The organism is Marinoscillum sp. 108 (assembly GCF_902506655.1).
Classification (GTDB): domain Bacteria; phylum Bacteroidota; class Bacteroidia; order Cytophagales; family Cyclobacteriaceae; genus Marinoscillum; species Marinoscillum luteum.
Genome location: NZ_LR734808.1, coordinates 3,617,839 through 3,635,980 on the forward strand (window position 1 = coordinate 3,617,839; position 18,142 = coordinate 3,635,980).

Annotated in this window: 13 protein-coding genes; 12 read left to right on the forward strand and 1 reads right to left on the reverse strand. The window is 44.3% G+C overall.

The features are described 5' to 3' along the window. Positions 1 to 50: 50 nt before the first annotated feature. From GV030_RS14710 to GV030_RS14750, 9 genes are all read left to right on the forward strand, one after another. Positions 51 to 758, forward strand: coding sequence for a polysaccharide biosynthesis/export family protein (locus tag GV030_RS14710; RefSeq protein WP_159583326.1), 708 nt, complete (start codon positions 51 to 53; stop codon positions 756 to 758). Further along, entirely contained in the window at positions 755 to 3,094 is a 2,340-nt protein-coding gene (locus GV030_RS14715; protein ID WP_159583328.1) for a polysaccharide biosynthesis tyrosine autokinase, read from the forward strand. The genes GV030_RS14710 and GV030_RS14715 overlap by 4 nt, the downstream gene beginning before the upstream one ends. 33 nt (positions 3,095 to 3,127) lie before the next feature. After that, the gene (locus GV030_RS14720; RefSeq protein WP_159583330.1) at positions 3,128 to 3,841 is read left to right on the forward strand and encodes a tyrosine-protein phosphatase; all 714 of its coding nucleotides are present in this window, start codon (positions 3,128 to 3,130) and stop codon (positions 3,839 to 3,841) included. 100 nt (positions 3,842 to 3,941) lie between these two features. Further along, on the forward strand, positions 3,942 to 5,342 hold the full coding sequence (locus tag GV030_RS14725; protein WP_159583332.1) for a tetratricopeptide repeat protein: 1,401 nt from the start codon (positions 3,942 to 3,944) through the stop codon (positions 5,340 to 5,342). Between the two features lie 75 nt (positions 5,343 to 5,417). Next, positions 5,418 to 6,185, forward strand: coding sequence for a phosphosulfolactate synthase (locus GV030_RS14730; protein ID WP_159583334.1), 768 nt, complete (start codon positions 5,418 to 5,420; stop codon positions 6,183 to 6,185). Positions 6,186 to 6,222: 37 nt separating this feature from the next. After that, positions 6,223 to 7,101 (forward strand): DUF368 domain-containing protein, encoded by an 879-nt coding sequence (locus GV030_RS14735; RefSeq protein WP_159583336.1) that lies wholly within the window; start codon positions 6,223 to 6,225, stop codon positions 7,099 to 7,101. Positions 7,102 to 7,103: 2 nt separating this feature from the next. Beyond that, positions 7,104 to 7,850, forward strand: coding sequence for a shikimate dehydrogenase (locus tag GV030_RS14740; protein ID WP_159583338.1), 747 nt, complete (start codon positions 7,104 to 7,106; stop codon positions 7,848 to 7,850). Positions 7,851 to 7,856: 6 nt separating this feature from the next. Next, entirely contained in the window at positions 7,857 to 9,878 is a 2,022-nt protein-coding gene (gene uvrB / locus GV030_RS14745) for an excinuclease ABC subunit UvrB (RefSeq protein ID WP_159583340.1), read from the forward strand. 75 nt (positions 9,879 to 9,953) lie between these two features. Beyond that, positions 9,954 to 11,015: a VOC family protein gene (locus GV030_RS14750; RefSeq protein ID WP_159583342.1), complete on the forward strand. Its 1,062-nt coding sequence runs from the start codon at positions 9,954 to 9,956 to the stop codon at positions 11,013 to 11,015. A gap of 6 nt (positions 11,016 to 11,021) precedes the next feature. On the opposite strand, the gene GV030_RS14755 is transcribed toward GV030_RS14750, so the two are convergent. Further along, positions 11,022 to 12,566: a hypothetical protein gene (locus GV030_RS14755; RefSeq protein ID WP_159583344.1), complete on the reverse strand. Its 1,545-nt coding sequence runs from the start codon at positions 12,564 to 12,566 to the stop codon at positions 11,022 to 11,024. A gap of 202 nt (positions 12,567 to 12,768) precedes the next feature. Between GV030_RS14755 and GV030_RS14760 the strand changes: the two genes are divergently transcribed. The 3 genes from GV030_RS14760 (at position 12,769) to GV030_RS14770 (ending at position 18,102) form a co-directional block, all read left to right on the forward strand. Continuing rightward, positions 12,769 to 14,289, forward strand: a complete 1,521-nt coding sequence (locus GV030_RS14760) for a 2-isopropylmalate synthase (RefSeq protein WP_159583346.1) — start codon at positions 12,769 to 12,771, stop codon at positions 14,287 to 14,289. A gap of 410 nt (positions 14,290 to 14,699) precedes the next feature. Beyond that, positions 14,700 to 17,321: a fibronectin type III domain-containing protein gene (locus GV030_RS14765; RefSeq protein ID WP_159583348.1), complete on the forward strand. Its 2,622-nt coding sequence runs from the start codon at positions 14,700 to 14,702 to the stop codon at positions 17,319 to 17,321. 112 nt (positions 17,322 to 17,433) lie between these two features. After that, positions 17,434 to 18,102: a DUF2461 domain-containing protein gene (locus GV030_RS14770; RefSeq protein ID WP_159583350.1), complete on the forward strand. Its 669-nt coding sequence runs from the start codon at positions 17,434 to 17,436 to the stop codon at positions 18,100 to 18,102. The last annotated feature ends 40 nt before the right edge of the window (positions 18,103 to 18,142 follow it).

The window sequence follows — 18,142 nt, forward strand, 5'->3', positions numbered from 1 at the left end:
TTGGGTGCGTGGTTTTTTTAAGTAGTTGTAAGGTTTACAAGCAGGACATTATGTTCCGGCTTGACGACAATTTCACAGAAGAGGATTTGTCTGAACCAGTGAAGAAGGCTGAGGAGAACTATCTGATTCAGGTGAATGACTATATTGAGTTAAACTTATTTACCAATGATGGGGAGCGAATTATTGATCCCAATCCTGAGATATTTAGTGGAAACAATAATCTGAACAATCGCTTAAATTCACGTCAGCAGTTTGAGTATTTGGTTCAGGTAGATGGTGTAGTCAAGTTACCTGTGGTGGACCGGGTAAACTTGGCCGGACTTACAGTCAACGAGGCGGAAATAGTGCTACAAAGCGCATACAATGAGTTCTATAAAGACTGTTTTGTAAAGATCAAAGTAAACAATAGGCGAGTGGTACTTTTGGGAGCGAATGGGGGGCAGGTGATACTTCTGGAAAATGAAAATGTTACATTGGCTGAGGTACTGGCCTTATACGGAGGACTCAGTCTTGGAGCGAAGGCAAACAATATTAAATTGATCCGCGGCGACCTATCCAACCCTATGGTCTATCAGATGGATTTAACAACAATTGACGGTATGAGATCCACGATCATCAAAGTGGAGCCGGGAGACATCATTTATGTTGAGCCCTGGAGAAGGCCCTGGCTGGCTGGTTTGAGGGACGTGTCCCCAATTCTTAGTATTACTTCCAGTGTGATCGCATTTTTTCTCCTAATTCAGAGTATCACGAGGTGAAGGATTTCGATCAAATAGAAAATACGCAAGGAGGAGATGAAATATTCAATTCCTTTGACCTGGAGAAGTTTCTGTTCATTCTGAGAAAGAGTTTGTTATGGATATTTTTATTCATAGCAGCCTCGGTCTCTCTGGCCTTTGTGTATGTGAGATACACAAAACCTGTTTTTCAGTCCACTTCGCTACTCAAATTAGATTTTGAAAGTGAAGCAACGACACTTGGGTTAACTTCAGGATTTAAAGGCACAATGGGTACCGGACTGTCCGGAGAGATTGAACTTTTAAGATCAAAGCTTTTCTTTGCAAAGGTCGTAGATGTAGTGGATCTGGATGTTTCATACTATTATTATGGTAGGTATCTGACAGATGAGCGCTATCGCAATAGTCCTTTTGTAGTTTCTTACAAAATCAAAAATCTTTCGTTCTATAACCGGCCGTTTGATGTCGTTCTAAATTCGGAAGATTCCTTCGAATTGATTTATGTACAAAATGGAATTGAACAAAGTCATACTTACAAGTTTGGCGAGGACATTATCACAGAGGATTTTAATTTCATTCTGCATAAAACGGATCAGTTTAAATATCCCGAGTCTACAGGAAAGTATTACTTCACTGTAAATAGTAAAGATGCCCTTATTAGCTATTTGCAAGGAAAGATTACAGTGAGTCCTGAGAATATTACTGCACGCACCATTCGGATCTCACTGGTGGATTATAATCGGTATAAAGCACGTGATCTGCTCATGGCTGTTGATACATTATATCTGGATTATACCAAACAAGCCAAAAATCAAGCACTTGAACAGAAGATAAAATTTTTGAACTCTCAAATCCTGGTTACTGAAGATACGCTTGAAACTTATGATTCATACTTTGAAAACTTCATAATAGAGCATCGTACCCTAAATTTAATGGCTGATATTCAACGTGTGATTGAGAATCTTATAAAATTAGATTCTGCTCAGCATCGATTGGATAGTCAACTTTCAGAAGCTCTTGAGTTTAATAGTAACTATGATAACTATGATTCTTTACTCTCCGAGTCAGCTGTTCCGGGCATGCCAATGTCTTTGAACGGATTTCTGATAGAATACAGAGAATTGTTAAATCAACGTAAGGAAAAACTAAGACATTACAATGAGAATACATATGTAATTAAGGGGATCGATGAGAAACTTGAAGTTTTTAGACAATCCATCGAGTCTCTGATTCCAAAGCATATCGAATACCTAAAGGAGCGGAGTAAAAAACTTGGTGCACAGAGCGCATCCCTTGAAAAATTGTTTGCCGAACTCCCATCGATGAGGACAAGTTTTGATAGAAACAAGCGATTTTACAACCTCCATGAAAGTTACTTGATGTCACTATGGCGGACTAAAATGGATTTGGAAATTACAAGGGCAGGAACTGTTACGGATTTCGTAATTCTTTCACCCGCATCAATTCCAGCATCCCCTATCAAACCCCAACCCACTATTATTTATGGTATATCATTGGCTGCTGGGTTTCTGATTTCTTTTGTATTCCTTCTGATTAGGTATTTGTTGCACAATAGCATTTCCAGTTATCATGAACTGGAAAAGTTGGTGAATGTGCCGATCCTTGGGTCTGTTCCTGAGTTTACTACTCACAAGCTGCCATTGACCAAGCTGGTAATTATGCCGAGCTCAAAGTCAGCCATAAGTGAAGCGCTGAGGACTATCCGGACCAACATGGAGTTTCTGAATGGAAACAAGGTGACAAAAACCATTACCATCACCTCTACAATTTCCGGGGAAGGAAAGACGTTCGTTGCGGTCAACTTGGGGGCAGTGATGGCTTTCTCCAAGCAGCGAGTGTGTGTCGTGGACATGGATATGCGTAAGCCAAAGGTGCACCTGGCCTTTGGTGATGAAGCTCATTTCAAGGGAATGAGTACGTTGCTTATTGGCAAAAACTCATTGGATGAGTGCATAACCAATACTTCCATCCAGAATTTAGACTATATCCCCGCTGGCCCTAATCCTCCCAATCCATCGGAACTCATTCTGAATGATGAGTATGACAACATACTGGAAGAGCTAAAAACACGCTACGACCTGGTGATCTTGGATACGCCACCCGTAGGGCTGGTGACAGATGCAGTACTGAGCATGAAAAAGTCAGATCTTCAGCTTTATGTCGTAAGGTCTGATTACTCTAAGCGGTCATTTGTTAAATCCATAGAGAATCTCAAGAAGATGAACCGCTTCAACAACCTTACTGTAATCTTTAATTCCGTGAAGGCTGGCGGAAGGGGATATGGTTACGGCTATGGTTATGGTTACGGCTATGGCTACTACGAAGAATCTAAATAATAGCCCTACCTTTGTGGCCAGTTCGGGGAATATATGTTTGGATGGTTTTCTAAGAAAGTAGGGATTGATATCCGGGTTGATATTCATAGTCACCTGTTGCCAAATCTTGACGATGGGGTGCGTGATTTCGATGAATCACTCGAAATTATTCGTGGATTTTCCAGACTTGGCTTCAAAAAACTCATAACTACTCCACACATTTATTCAGATCACTACCCAAATAACCGTGAGACCATTCTGGGGGCCCTTGATCAATTAAAGGAATTACTGAGGCAGGAGAGGCTGAGCATAGAGGTGGAAGCGGCTGCAGAGTATTACATAGATTCTCACCTGATTGATCTATTAGACGGAAAAGCGCCAATCCTGAGTTTTGGAACCCCGCGATATGTACTGGTGGAAACCGGATTTCATACCAAGCCCATCATTTTTGATGAGGTCATATTCAAACTCAAGTCCCTTAATTACGTACCCGTCTTAGCCCACCCAGAGCGCTACATGTATTTGGAGGATGATCTGTCATGGTTAAGGCAGATTCGTGAAAAGGGTGTGAGGTTGCAGGTATCAATACCATCACTAAACGGATTTTACGGTTCAAACCCTAAGAGGATGGCGATGAAACTGCTCAAAGAAGGAATGGTGGATTTTTTTGGGTCAGACCTACACAGGAAGAGCCAGATGGAGGGTTTCGAGAAGTCATTGGGGATAAAAATTTCACCTCAAAATGTGCTGAACAATGAACTTATTTGATGGTTTGATTGTGGATAACTTTTCGATATGTGTTGATAAACCGCACTGAATTTTAAAGTATATTGTTTTAACTACAAACAGGCCCTTTTAACTTTTTTATATGCAAGAAGAGTATAAGCGCAAGGAAGAGAGAGAGTTGGTGAGAAAGTTTGAAGCGTTCCTTAAAAACAAGGAGCCATTTTACTTCGACGAAGAGACCTTTCTTCAGGTCATCTCTTATTATCAGAATCATGAGAAATACAATCAGGCGTTAAAGGCATGTGAAGTGGCTTTGGAGCAGTATCCATACTCCGTGGATATGCTGATGGAGCTGGCGGATGTGCTGGTAAAGCTGGATAGACAGGATGATGCGATAGAAAAGCTGGAGGAGGCGCTTAACTATCATCCAAATGACCCTGAGTTGCTAATGCAAAAGGGAACCATTCATTCTTTACTCTCGGAATATCAGGATGCGGTGGAATGCTATCAGAAGACCCTGGATTTTGCTGAGGATAAAGATGAGGTGTATTACAGCATCGGATTGGCCTTTCAGGGGATGGGCAATTATGAGGCCGCTGCGGAAAACTACAAACAAGCCATTGAGTTTAATATGCTCAATGAAAACGCGCTGTATGAACTCGCCTACTGCCTGGACGTGTCAGGCGAACTCGAAAGTAGCCTTGATTACTATCATAAATTCATTGATCAGGATCCCTATTCTGAATATGCCTGGTACAATCTGGGTATAGTCTATAACAAACTCGAGCAGTTTGAAAAATCGATAGATGCCTACGAATATGCGGTGGCTATTGACGATGATTTCAGCAGTGCGCACTTTAATATGGGCAATGCCTACATGAGTCTGGAGCAGTATGACAAAGCACTAAATGCGTATACCAAAACCATGGACATTGAGGGGCCTACCTCGGAAACATATTGTCACATAGGTGCTGCATACGAAAAAATGGAGCAGCTCGAATTGGCCGTAAAAAACTATCAAAAAGCTACAAAGCTCGACCACCTTTATCATGAGGCATGGTATGGTCTGGGTATTTGCCTGGGCCTTCAGGAAAAGTGGTATGAGGCCATTCACTTTCTGAATAAAGCACTGAAGCTCGATGTGGAAAATGGCATTTACTGGAAGGCTGTGGCTGATGCCGAAGCGAAGATGGGCAATATAGTGTCTGCTTTGGAAGCTTATGCGGAAGCGAGTGAGATGGATCCTGAAAACCCTCAGGTATGGCTGGATTGGTCCAATGTTTATTATGAGCAGGGTGACTTTCAACTGGCTCAGGACACCGTAGAGGAGGGACTGGCCGAATGCCCTGATGATGCAGATTTGTTTTACAGGAGTGTAGTGTACCTTATTGAGGGAGGGAAATACAAGATGGCCATCAATCGCCTCGAAACTGCCCTTATTTTAGACTTTGAAGGCCACCTACAGTTGTTTGATTATTTCCCCAACTTGCACACTCAGAAAGCACTGTACAAAATCATCGAACAATACCGAAAAAACAATTAGTGGATCGGTAGGTCATTTTGAGCAGAATTTCTGATTTTTGTGCCTTCTAAAAAATCCCCTGTCAAAACATCTTTTATGAATTACCATTTAAATCAAATACCCTACCGTACGAGCAAGCCACGTAATACTGGTTATACAATGATTATGGATAAAGGCCTCAGTATCAGAGAGGTGGAGGATATGATTGACATATCCGGGGATTTTATCGATATCGTGAAGTTGGGCTGGGCTACATCTTATGTTACCAAGAATTTAAAGGAGAAGCTGGCTGTCTATAAGTCGGCAGGGCTTCCGGTTTACCTCGGTGGGACCCTTTTTGAAGCCTTTATTGTCAGAAATCAGTTCTCAGACTACCAGAAAGTGCTGGATCAGTTTGGTTTAGAGTATGCAGAGGTTTCTGATGGTTCCATAGAGATGAATCATGATGAGAAGTGTGGCTACATCAGTACGCTGGCAAAGCAGGTGACTGTGCTGAGTGAAGTGGGATCGAAGGATGCAGCAAAAATCATCCCTCCTTATAAGTGGATAGAGCAAATGCAGACAGAGCTGGACGCAGGCGCCTGGAAAGTAATCGGTGAGGCCAGAGAGAGCGGGAATGTAGGGCTTTTTAGGGATTCAGGAGAGGTAAGACAAGGTTTGGTGGAGGAGATACTTACCAAGATACCAGAGGACAAGATTTTATGGGAAGCTCCCCAGAAGGCTCAGCAGGTGTGGTTTATCAAGTTGATTGGTACCAATGTAAATCTGGGAAATATTGCCCCGAATGAGGTGATTCCTTTGGAGACGATCCGACTAGGGCTTAGGGGTGATACGTTTGATTATTTTCTCGATAGTCTTAAATAAGAAATATTAGCCACCCCTAGGTGGCTTTTTTGATGGTATGAAAAGAATTGTTCTACTCCTGAAAGGCATGGCCATGGGTGGTGCCGATGTGATTCCTGGTGTGTCTGGTGGTACGATTGCTCTGATCACGGGCATCTATGAAGAATTAATCCACTCTATCAAATCGGTGGATGCTGTGGCGTTGAAACTACTCCTGAAGTTGGATATTAAGGGTTTGTGGCAGCGCATCAATGGTGCATTTTTGGTGAATGTGTTTGCTGGTGTTCTGATCAGCATTTTTTCATTGGCCAAGCTCATTACCTATTTGCTGGAGGTTCATCCTATCCCTGTTTGGTCCTTCTTTTTTGGGCTTATTTTGATTTCGGCATACTTTGTCATGCCCCGCACACGTGGTTGGGCGGACTACCTTTCACTTTTTGTAGGGGCTGTTCTGGCTTATCTGATTACCTCACTCACACCAGGTGATACACCGGAGGAACTGTGGTTTATTTTTATTTCTGGGGCCATTGCCATATGCGCCATGATCCTGCCGGGAATCTCCGGCTCGTTTATCCTTCTCCTGCTGGGGAAGTATGAGTTTGTATTGGGTGCAGTTAAAACATTTGATCTATCCATTATTGTGGTGTTCGCTGCTGGTTGTGCTGTCGGGATTATTTCCTTCTCAAAGGTTATTCACTGGCTTCTGCTTCATCATAAAGGAGTCACATTATCCCTTCTGGCCGGCTTCATGGTCGGGTCACTCAATAAAATATGGCCCTGGAAAGATGAATCCGGAGATGTTTTCGTGAATTTGAGCCCCAATGACTTCACAACGGTCACAGATCAACCAAATCAACTATATTTAGCTATTATATTCTTTTCCCTTGGAATCATCATTGTAGGTGGTTTGGAGTGGTTAGGAAAAAAACTAGCTTAATAATGAAAAGATATGGTTTAATCGGGTTTCCGCTAGGTCACTCCTTTTCCCGTGGATATTTTCAGGAGAAGTTCACCCGACTGGGGCTTACTGAAAGTCACAAGTACGACCTTTTTGAAATAGAATACCTCAAAGATTTTCCTGCACTCTGGGAGCGATATCCTGATCTTGTAGGGGTGAATGTCACGGTTCCGCACAAGGAAAATATACGTCGGTTTCTGGATCGGCTGGATAGCAGTGCCCATAAAGTGGAGGCAGTGAATGTGGTCAAGAAGGAGGGAAACAAATTAGTCGGCTACAACAGTGATTTTTTTGGATTCAGACAGTCCATGATTAATTATTTTCAGGGTAACGTGACCTGTGAGAAAGCATTGATTTTGGGCGGTGGCGGTGCTTCCAAAGCTGTAGAAGCCGCTTTTTTGGATTTAGGTATTAAGTACATGGTCGTTTCCAGGGATAAGCACAGAGGTGATCTGGTGTACCAGGATCTGAAAGACGACCCCACTTACGTTTCAAAGGTGGACATGATTGTTAATACCACGCCACTAGGCATGCATCCCAATCTGGAGAGCAAACCTGATATTCCTTATGATGTCATTCGGGCCGAACAATACTTGTATGATCTCGTTTATAACCCGGAAGAAACGGCATTTATGAAGGAGGGAAGACGCAGGGGAGCGCGCACCAAAAATGGATTGGAAATGCTGTATGTACAGGCCGATCGAGCCTGGGAAATTTGGAATTCCTAAATCTACATGGATTTTAAGATCAGTTCAGAATATGTGCCTACCGGCGACCAGCCCAAGGCTATTGCTCAGCTTACAGAAGGAATCAACAATGGAGAAGGTGCTCAGACCCTACTGGGGGTAACGGGCTCCGGAAAAACCTTCACGGTGGCCAATGTCATCGAGCAGGTACAGAAGCCTACACTGGTGCTTTGCCATAATAAGACCCTGGCAGCCCAGCTGTATGGGGAGTTCAAAAGTTTCTTCCCGGACAACTCCGTAGAATACTTCATTTCCTACTACGACTATTACCAGCCGGAGGCATTTTTGCCTACCACCAACCTCTACATAGAAAAAGACCTTTCTATTAACGAGGAAATCGAAAAACTCAGACTTAGTGCTACATCTGCGCTCCTTTCAGGACGCAGGGATGTTATAGTGGTCGCTTCAGTTTCCTGTATTTATGGTATCGGCAACCCCGAGGAGTTTGGAAAAAACGTCATTAAGGTTCAGGAGGGGGATACCATTCCTAGAAACCAATTTTTATTCCAGCTGGTGGATATACTGTACAGCCGCACGGAGGTGGAGTTTAAAAGGGGCACCTTTCGGGTAAAAGGTGACACTGTGGACGTCTTCATTGCCTATGCAGATTTTGCTTATCGCTTTATTTTTTGGGGCGATGATGTGGAATCTATTCAGCGGATAGACCCTCAGACGGGCGAGAAGCTTTCAGAAGAGCGCATAGTGAGCATATTCCCGGCCAACCTTTTTGTTACAGGAAAAGAGTTGCTTCAGGTGGCCATCAGGGAGATTCAGGATGACATGGTAGCGCAGGTTCAGTTTTTCGAAGAGGAGCGTCGTTTTTTGGAAGCCAAACGTCTGAAAGAAAGAACCGAGTTTGACCTGGAGATGATCCGTGAGATCGGATACTGCTCCGGTGTGGAAAATTACTCGAGGTATTTTGACCGCCGTACAGCTGGCGCACGACCTTTCTGTTTATTGGATTACTTCCCGGATGACTACCTGATGATCGTGGACGAGAGCCATGTTACAATCCCTCAGATCAGGGGGATGTGGGGAGGTGATCGGAGTAGGAAGGTAAATCTGGTGGACTATGGTTTCAGACTGCCTTCTGCTTTGGACAACCGACCGCTTACTTTCAATGAATTTGAAAGCATGCTGAATCAGGTGGTGTTTGTGAGCGCTACTCCTAGTGAGTATGAGTTAATCAAGTCTGAAGGGATTATCGTGGAGCAGCTCATCAGGCCCACAGGACTTTTGGATCCTATCATTGAAGTGCGGCCCAGCGTGAATCAGATCGATGACTTGCTGGAGGAAATATGGCTGCGGGTGGAGCGAAAAGAGCGGGTGCTGGTGACCACACTTACCAAGCGAATGGCCGAGGAGCTGACGAAGTATATGAGCAATGCGGGCGTGAAGACCCGCTACATTCATTCAGAAGTGGATACACTGGATCGGGTGGAGATATTGCGTGAGCTGCGTCTGGGGGTTTTTGATGTACTTGTGGGGGTAAATCTGCTCAGGGAAGGACTCGACTTGCCTGAGGTTTCCCTGGTCACTATCATTGATGCCGATAAAGAAGGGTTTTTGAGGAATGAACGCTCTTTGGTTCAAACCATTGGTCGGGCTGCCAGGAATGAGAATGGGATGGTAATCATGTATGCAGATAAGATTACGGATTCCATGCAGAGATCCATCGACGAGACTAACAGGCGGCGAAGTATCCAGCAGGCCTACAACGAGGAACACGGAATAGTACCTAAAACCATCATTAAAAACAGGGAAGCCATCTTGGGGCAAACCTCTGCGGCGGATAAGAAGAAGGGCGCCAAGAAATATTATACAGGAGATGAAGTGGAGCTGACCGTGGCAGCGGACCCGGTAGTTGCATATATGAATAAGGACCAGTTGATAAAGCTGGCTTCAGATACCCGTAAGCAGATGGAGAAGGCAGCCAAGGATCTCGACTTTATGGAAGCTGCCAGACTTAGGGATGAGATGCTGGAGATCGAGAAAATGTTAAAAAAGTGACTCCAGCCATGAGAGGATTCCGCTCATCAAACCAACAAATTCTGTTATTTTAGCCACCTGAATTATTAAATCGATATGTACAAGCGCATCAATGGCATCCAGCACATCGGAGTAGGTGTATCCGACTCTGAGGTTTCACAAAAATGGTATCGGAAATTCATAGGAATGGACATTCCTATTTTTGATGGAGTAGCTCCAGCTCCATTGATGGACGTGTACACAAAAAACGAAACTATTACCAAGCGAGCTACCATGATTTTGAATCTTCAGGGTGGATGCGCTATGGAAGTGGTCAATCCTACTTCATTTACTCCACGTCAGCCCGATTTTGAGACTCAGCTAGGTGATATTGGGATCTATATCAATCAGATAAAAGCATTTGATGTGGAGGCTGCCTATGCTCATTTTGAGAAACACGGAGCCATCCTGCGCTCGGGTATTGTGGACATGCCGGATGGAGGTAAGACTTTTTATGTAGAAGATCCCAATGGGTTGTTATTTCAGATTCTTCCAGGGCGCAACTTCTACACGAAGGGGCATCACATCACCGGTGGGCCAAATGGCTGTGTGATTGGTGTTTCAAACATTGACAATTCACTGAAGTTGTACGCCGATGTATTGGGGTATGATCAGGTTGTTTATGATGAAACTCGTGTTTTCGATGATTTCAAGTCACTTCCTGGGGGCGAGAAATCTTTCCGAAGAATCCGGCTAACACAATCCAATCCTCCCGGCGGAGGTTTTGCCAAAGTGTCTGCTGATACTTACATCGAATTGATTCAGGCTCAGGACTATCAGCCGAGAAAAATTTATAAAGGTCGAATCTGGGGAGATATTGGCTTTGTCCATGTTGGGTTGGATGTTCGTGGAATGAAGGCGCTGGGTGAAGAGCTGGCCACAAAGGGCTTTGGGTTTACCTGCGATACCCGGGATACCCTGGATATGGGTGGAACCACCCGTGTGCACTGTACATACATAGATGATCCGGATGGCGTGCTGATAGAAATGATCGAGGTGTATAAAATTCCGATCATCGAAAAGCTGGGTGTATTCCTGAATGTAGAGAAGCGTGATCCTTTGAAGCCTCTGCCAGATTTCATGCTGAAGGCGCTGAAATTTAGCAGAATAAAGGACTGATACGGCTTAGCTGATCTGACCCATAGCTTTCTCTTTGATGATTTCTCCTACAGGACGATTTTCAATTTTGCTTTCCAGCCAGGAGATGATGTCAAAATAGACGAACGCCCGCTTGTCATATTTGCTTTGAGCCAAATTAAGCAGCTGATTTCTGAGCTCGACAAACCCCTGGATCAGTTCCTTTTGGGTGGTCTCTCTGCTCAGGCTTTTCAGGAAAGCCAGGATATACTGCTGAAATGAATGCAGATCGTGTTTTTTGAGTAGAAAACGATAAGTAGATCGAATGTAGTAATCGATCACGTCGCGGTTTCCCAGCTCATAGTGGGTGATGAGGTTGACGATTCTGGCAAAGGAGTGCACGTCCTGACGAATGTCTTCATCTTCTGAATTGATGATTCGGTTCAGCCATTTGAGGGCCTTCCGGTAGTTGGCGTTTCCAAAATAAAGACAGGCAATTTTGTAGAAAAGCACCAGCTCGGAGTGTTTGTCCAGCATACCGATATACCCTTCCAGCCTCTTTTCTATCCGTTGTAGGAGATTGACCCCACGCTGAAAATCACCTACCATGAAGTAGCCGTTGAACTGGTGAGCATAGCTGTACTTAAAGAGCCTTATTTGCAGATTTTCATTCAGTTTTACTAAACGGTGGTTGGCAAGCTCCCTGAGTCTTCGGTGAGTTTCCTGAAATTCTTCATGTTTCTGTAGTCTTGCCTGTGCATTCAGCAGGTGGTTGAGTCCTTTTAAGTACATTTCAAAATAATAGGCAGAGGTGGGCGGGTAATCAAACAGGCTGACCCATTTTTTGGCATACTCAAAAACCTCATCAAAATCCTGAATAAAACTATAGTAGCTGAGTTGAATGTCATACCAGAGGAGCCGTTCTCGAAAGGAAAACTCCGACTGATTCCATTCTGGAATTTGGGAGGAGAAGATGTTGCTGATCCTGTCATGGTCCTCTTTGTTTCTGATGTATCCTGTTTTTAGATAGATCGCGCTTAGTTCCACAGAGAGGTTGGTGAGCTGGTTGACCCTGGTTATTTTTTCATTAATGTCATTGGATTCGGCAACCACCTGACTTACGCGTTTTTGATTGCCTTTGCCTATCGAGTAGGGGAGCAGATTTTTCTCCCACTTGAGGACCTCCAGCTGGAGCTCCAGGTTATCACTTTTCTTGATTACTTTCTTGGCTTTCTGTAGGAGCTGCATGCTTTGCTGGTACAGGCTTCTGTCAAAGAGAATCTGGATATAGTCGATCTGCTCACGAATGTTAATGTCCTCGTTGGAGGAGGCAGTGTATTCTTTCAGGCTTTGGAGGATTTTCTTGTATAGATGCGCCTTCAGGTTACTGAACTGGCGTGGGTTGATCCATTCATTTTGCCGAATGATAAGATCTTCATCAAATGCTTCCATTTTGTCCAGGGCATCGAATAACATCAGGTATTTCGCATCGTCCTGATTTTGACCTTTGTTGCGGACTTTGAAGTAGCGCTTTTCATTTTTGCGCATGGATCGGATAAGGGTGAACAAGTGATCTGATCGCTCTTTAGGCATAGTAATTAAAAATACGTTTTATATGCAATTTAGGCTGATTTGATCTGAATTGGTATAATAGAAATCGTAATTAAAAATTTATTTGATTTTTGGCTTCACCAGTTCCCCTATACTTTCGGGGAGTTAAATCAATGTGTGAATGCACGGCCAGCGGAGGAAACCTTTCCTCAAAGCATCTTGAGGCCTTTTTAAATAAGATATCATGAGTGATAAAGTATATGTGTTTGATACTACCCTGAGAGATGGCGAGCAGGTCCCTGGTTGTCAGTTGTCCACTCCCGAGAAAATTGAAGTGGCGAAGGAGTTGGAGATCCTGGGTGTGGATATCATAGAGGCGGGCTTTCCGATTTCCAGCCCCATGGATTTTAACTCGGTCATCGAGATTTCCAAGGCCGTTTCTGATCCTATTATTTGTGCACTCACACGCTCTGTAGAGAAAGATATAGACTTTGCGGCTGACGCCTTGAAATACGCCAAGCGTAAAAGAATACACACAGGTATAGGCTCTTCCGATTACCATATCAAATACAAATTTAAGAGTGACAGAGAGAAGATATTGGAGCGAGCTGTAGCTGCTACCAAATATGCCAAAAAGTACGTGGAGGATGTAGAGTTCTACTGCGAGGATGCCGGACGTACTGACAATGAGTACCTGGCCCGAATGGTGGAAGCGGTGATCAAAGCCGGGGCTACAGTGGTGAATATTCCTGACACCACGGGCTATTGTCTGCCAGAGGAGTATGGTGCCAAAATCAAATTTTTGAAAGAAAACGTGAAGGGGATTGACAATGCGATTATTTCATGTCATTGTCATAATGACCTGGGGCTGGCTACTGCCAATACCATGGCAGGTGTACTGAATGGCGCCCGACAAGTGGAAGTCACCATCAATGGTATCGGAGAGAGAGCAGGTAACACTTCTTTGGAAGAGGTGGCTATGATCCTGAAAACGCATAAGGATGTGGATCTGCACACCAACATTGACAGCAAACACATCTATGCGTTGAGTCTGCTGGTGAGCAAAATGATGAGAATGCCGGTGCAGCCAAATAAGGCCATTGTGGGCAGAAATGCTTTCGCGCATTCTTCCGGTATTCACCAGGATGGCGTGATTAAGCATCGAGAAAATTATGAAATTTTGGATCCTGAAGACGTGGGTATCCCACAGTCATCCATTATTCTCACCGCCAGAAGTGGCAAGGCCGCATTGAAATATCATTTGGACAGACTGGGCTATTCTCTGGAAGAGGCTCGGGTGGAAGAGGTCTACGATGACTTCTTGAAAATGGCTGATGCCAAAAAAGACGTGACTGATGATGATCTGATTATTTTAATAGAAGGATCGCTGCCAGAGGGGGGTATTAAGCTGAAAAATGTTCAGATCATTTGTGGGGAGTCTGTGTTTCCTTCAGCCACAGTAGAGTTGGAGGTTAATAAAGAGATCATTCATGCCTCGGCCACAGGTACGGGATCCATTGATGCCGCTTTCAGGGCAGTGGATGAAATATTGGGAGAGGTGTTCGATATGGATGAATTTTTGGTGCAATCTATGGGCAATAGAAATGATGATGGCAAAGTGCACCTGCGTGTGAAATATCAGGATCAGCATTATATGGGATTTGGTGTTCATAAGGATATCATCATAGCGTCAGTCAAAGCCTATGTCGACGCTATTAATAAGATCACTTCAGTAAAGAGTAAAGTGCTCAAGGCAACCGCGTAAACTAGTAGAATCTAAATATTCCAGTCCTCGTTTGGCCCTTCACAGTTTGTGAAGGGCTTTTTTTGTTATTGACCAATCTGGTCAAGAGGGGTTGAAATGCACGTGTTAGTTGCTGATTAAATGAGGTATTTACACTTCTTCAAAAATTATCAATATTCCGAAGTAAATTTTATAGATGATCGTTAAAAATGTAAGGATATATTGTGAGCGATATAAAAATGGGCATAAACATGGAGATAGTTTTGGTATTGTGAAAGGAAATTCTGTTTCTTTGGCGCGCTTGAACGTGACCAATCTGTGACAGACGAATCTCTTTCGGCACCCACCCAACCAGCATAGTAAGTTGACACAGTGACTGATTTTCGCAAGTCAGAATCTGTGAGTTTTTCACATTTAAAACCTAATTCATTATGCGAAAACTATTACTTACAGTGGGTACAGTCCTGCTTATGGCGTTTACAGTAAACGCCCAGAATCAGAGGTTATGCGCCTCAGATGAAGTTTTTGAAAGGCAAAATGCCAATCCGAAGACACTCGAACTTCGTAAAAATGTCGAGGAGCATACCAGAAACTTCCTGGCCAAGGGAGGTAAAGCCAACCAGCGCACCGGAATTTTGAATATCCCGGTTATCGTGCATGTTATTTACAATACCTCACAGCAGAATATTTCTGACGCCCAAATTCAGTCTCAGATTGATGTACTTACAGAGGATTTCAGAAAAATGAATGCTGATGTGAGTCTTACTCCTTCAGAGTTTGCACCATTGGCATCTGACATTGAAATAGAATTTTCTTTGGCACAGATCACCAGAAAGTCAAGCTCCAAAACTTCCTGGGGAACTAACGATGCTATGAAATCATCCGCTCAGGGCGGGGTGGATGTAGTGAGCCCTGATGAATACCTGAATATCTGGGTATGTAATATCGGTGGAGGTATCCTGGGTTACGCACAGTTTCCTGGTGGCCCAAGTTCCACAGATGGAGTGGTCATTTCGCCACAGTATTTCGGAAGTATTGACCGACAGGGTGCTGGCGAAAACTTTTACCTTAGTTCTCCTTTTGATCTGGGAAGAACAGCCACCCACGAGGTGGGGCATTACCTGAACCTGAGACATATCTGGGGTGATGGTAACTGTAATGCAGATGATTTTGTGACGGATACGCCAACAGCAGGTGGGGCCAACTACGGTTGCCCGAGCTACCCATCCAAGTCATGTAACAACAATGGAGGGTATACCAGCGACATGTTCATGAACTACATGGACTATGTAGACGATGCCTGCATGTACATGTTTTCTGCAGGACAGAAAGCACGTATGGATGCCATTTTTGAGCCGGGAGGATCGAGAGAAACACTTGGGACCTCTACTGGTGGTTGTACATTAGCTGCTCCATCAGGATTATCGTCTTCAAATATTGGTGACAACAGCTTCACCTTATCATGGAGCAGCGTTTCCGGAGCTACCGGGTACGACGTAAGTGTAGATGGGACTGTGACCAGCACATCCGGTACTTCTACTACCATTACCGGCCTCACTCCGGGCACTACGTATACCACCAAAGTAAGATCTAAGTGTGCCATCGGAAGCGGCGCTTACTCTGCTAATCTGATGGTAACTACCACGGGCAGCAATTGCAGCACCGGACCAGTAACGCTTTCACTTACATTGGATAATTACCCTTCTGAAACTAGCTGGACCCTTAGCAAAGATGGTTCTACTGTGGCTTCAGGGAGCGGTTATAGTACCAGCGGCCAGACTGTCACTGAAGTATTCGACTTTGGTAGTGGTAGCTATTCATTTACCATCAATGATTCTTACGGCGATGGTATTTGCTGCTCGTACGGAAACGGTTCTTATTCATTGACAGATGCCAATAGCACTGTGATTGTATCAGGAGGGAATTTCTCAAGTTCTGAGAATACCAGCTATTGTGTAGAGGGTGGAGGACCTGCCCCTGATACTCAGGCGCCAACAGCACCTGGATCCCTATCAGCATCTAATGAAACTCAGACCTCAGTGGATTTGAGCTGGAGTGCTTCATCGGACAATGTAGGTGTGACTGGCTACGATGTATTTGTAGATGGCAGTTTGGATGGCAGTACCACAGGTACGTCCTACTCCGTAACAGGATTATCATCCGCGACTACTTATTCCCTTTCTGTGAAAGCAAAAGATGCTGCTGGTAACATGTCAGCTTCCAGTACGGTTTCGGCTACTACACTATCTTCTGGTGGCGGAGGCTCTAACGTACTGCTGACAAGCTATTTCGAATCAGGATGGGATGGATGGTCTGATGGCGGCAGCGATGTAGCCAGATACTCAGGTACCAGGTCCTATGAAGGTTCTTATAGCATCCGACTGAGAGACAACTCTGGTGCCGCATCAGCAATGACATCTGGTGCAATGAACGTAAGCGCATATGACCAGATTTCAGTCGAGTTTTATTTCTATGCCTATAGCATGGAAAATGGTGAAGACTTCTGGGTGAGGTATTACAACGGCAGCTCATGGAGCACAGTGGCGACCTATGCCCGTGGAACCAACTTTGACAATAACACTTTTTATGTGGCTACGGTGACCATAGATGCTTCCAACTATGCTTTCCCAAGTAATGCGCAGATAAGATTCCAGTGTGATGCCAGTGGCAACAACGATCAGATTTACATTGACGCTGTGACGGTAACAGGTATCAGTGGTGGTGCCAAGTCTGCTGGTAATTCCATAACCGCTCTGGATATGGAGCGAAGAGTGGTTGAAGCAGACAATGGCATTGACATTGACGGATTCAATATGTACCCTAACCCCACCGTAGACCGAATATCCCTGATGGTGGATGTGGATGAAGATGCGGAGGTACACATGGTCATTCATGATGTACAGGGTAGAGTGATTCTCAAAAAAGCATGGAACGGACTAGAAGGTGTGACCAAGCTGGATGTGGACGTAAGTTCACTGGAGAAAGGGCTCTATTTTGTCAGAGTGAGTGATGGCAATGGATTAAATGATATCCAGAAACTGATTAAGAGATAATACTTCTTTAATACAATGGTAGAAAGCCGGCTCAAGCATTTGAGCCGGCTTTCTTTTTTAGGTAGTGATTGATTTTTGGATATCTTCGGGGAGCAAAAAACGAAAAACGCTAATGCCCATATCTAATGCCAACTTCCGGTTTCTGAATGAGCTGAGTCTCCACAAAAACAGAGAGTGGTTTGCCGAGCATAAACACGAATATGAAGTCTTCCATGAGGAAGTGAAAAACCTGGCAAAGGATGTAGAAGTGCTGATGAATGAGCACGATTTACTAGCTGGAGGCAGAGTCTATCGGATATACAGAGACGTGCGTTTTTCAAAAGACAAGACACCTTTCAAGGATTATTGGGCCGGGAGCTTTCGCAGGTCCACAGCACTTCTAAGAGGCGGGTACTATTATGAGATTGCCCCGGGAAGATCCTTCGTAGCCGGTGGTTTTTTCGGCCCGAACCCCTCGGATTTGCTGCATATCAGGAAGCAAATCAGCCAGGAGCCGGAGCCACTATGGGAGGTGCTTAATCAGAGGGAGTTCAAGCAATATTTCGGAGATTTAAAGGGAGATGCCGTCAAGACCTCACCCAAGGGTTTTTCTATTGACGATCCGGCCATTATGCTCATCCGGCAAAAGCAGTTTGTGATAGAGCATTATTTCACCGATGAGGAAGTGCTGTCACCTGATTTTCCTGAAACCATAAATAGTGCATTCAGAGCGATGAGGCCTTTTTTGGATTATATGAGCGAAATCCTCACCACAGACTTGAATGGAGAATCAATGGTATGATTGTTTACCGTTGGTCAAATTTGCTCCGGTGATGCCTAAT

What these genes read in the sequence shown, in the direction of transcription:
- uvrB (WP_159583340.1), top strand. Translation starts at nt 7,857, where the DNA reads ATGGATTTTAAGATCAGTTCAGAATATGTGCCTACCGGCGACCAGCCC.
- GV030_RS14750 (WP_159583342.1), top strand. Translation starts at nt 9,954, where the DNA reads ATGTACAAGCGCATCAATGGCATCCAGCACATCGGAGTAGGTGTATCC.
- GV030_RS14710 (WP_159583326.1), top strand. Translation starts at nt 51, where the DNA reads ATGTTCCGGCTTGACGACAATTTCACAGAAGAGGATTTGTCTGAACCA.
- GV030_RS14725 (WP_159583332.1), top strand. Translation starts at nt 3,942, where the DNA reads ATGCAAGAAGAGTATAAGCGCAAGGAAGAGAGAGAGTTGGTGAGAAAG.
- GV030_RS14730 (WP_159583334.1), top strand. Translation starts at nt 5,418, where the DNA reads ATGAATTACCATTTAAATCAAATACCCTACCGTACGAGCAAGCCACGT.
- GV030_RS14755 (WP_159583344.1), bottom strand. Translation starts at nt 12,566, where the DNA reads ATGCCTAAAGAGCGATCAGATCACTTGTTCACCCTTATCCGATCCATG.
- GV030_RS14735 (WP_159583336.1), top strand. Translation starts at nt 6,223, where the DNA reads ATGAAAAGAATTGTTCTACTCCTGAAAGGCATGGCCATGGGTGGTGCC.
- GV030_RS14760 (WP_159583346.1), top strand. Translation starts at nt 12,769, where the DNA reads ATGAGTGATAAAGTATATGTGTTTGATACTACCCTGAGAGATGGCGAG.
- GV030_RS14740 (WP_159583338.1), top strand. Translation starts at nt 7,104, where the DNA reads ATGAAAAGATATGGTTTAATCGGGTTTCCGCTAGGTCACTCCTTTTCC.
- GV030_RS14765 (WP_159583348.1), top strand. Translation starts at nt 14,700, where the DNA reads ATGCGAAAACTATTACTTACAGTGGGTACAGTCCTGCTTATGGCGTTT.
- GV030_RS14720 (WP_159583330.1), top strand. Translation starts at nt 3,128, where the DNA reads ATGTTTGGATGGTTTTCTAAGAAAGTAGGGATTGATATCCGGGTTGAT.
- GV030_RS14770 (WP_159583350.1), top strand. Translation starts at nt 17,434, where the DNA reads ATGCCCATATCTAATGCCAACTTCCGGTTTCTGAATGAGCTGAGTCTC.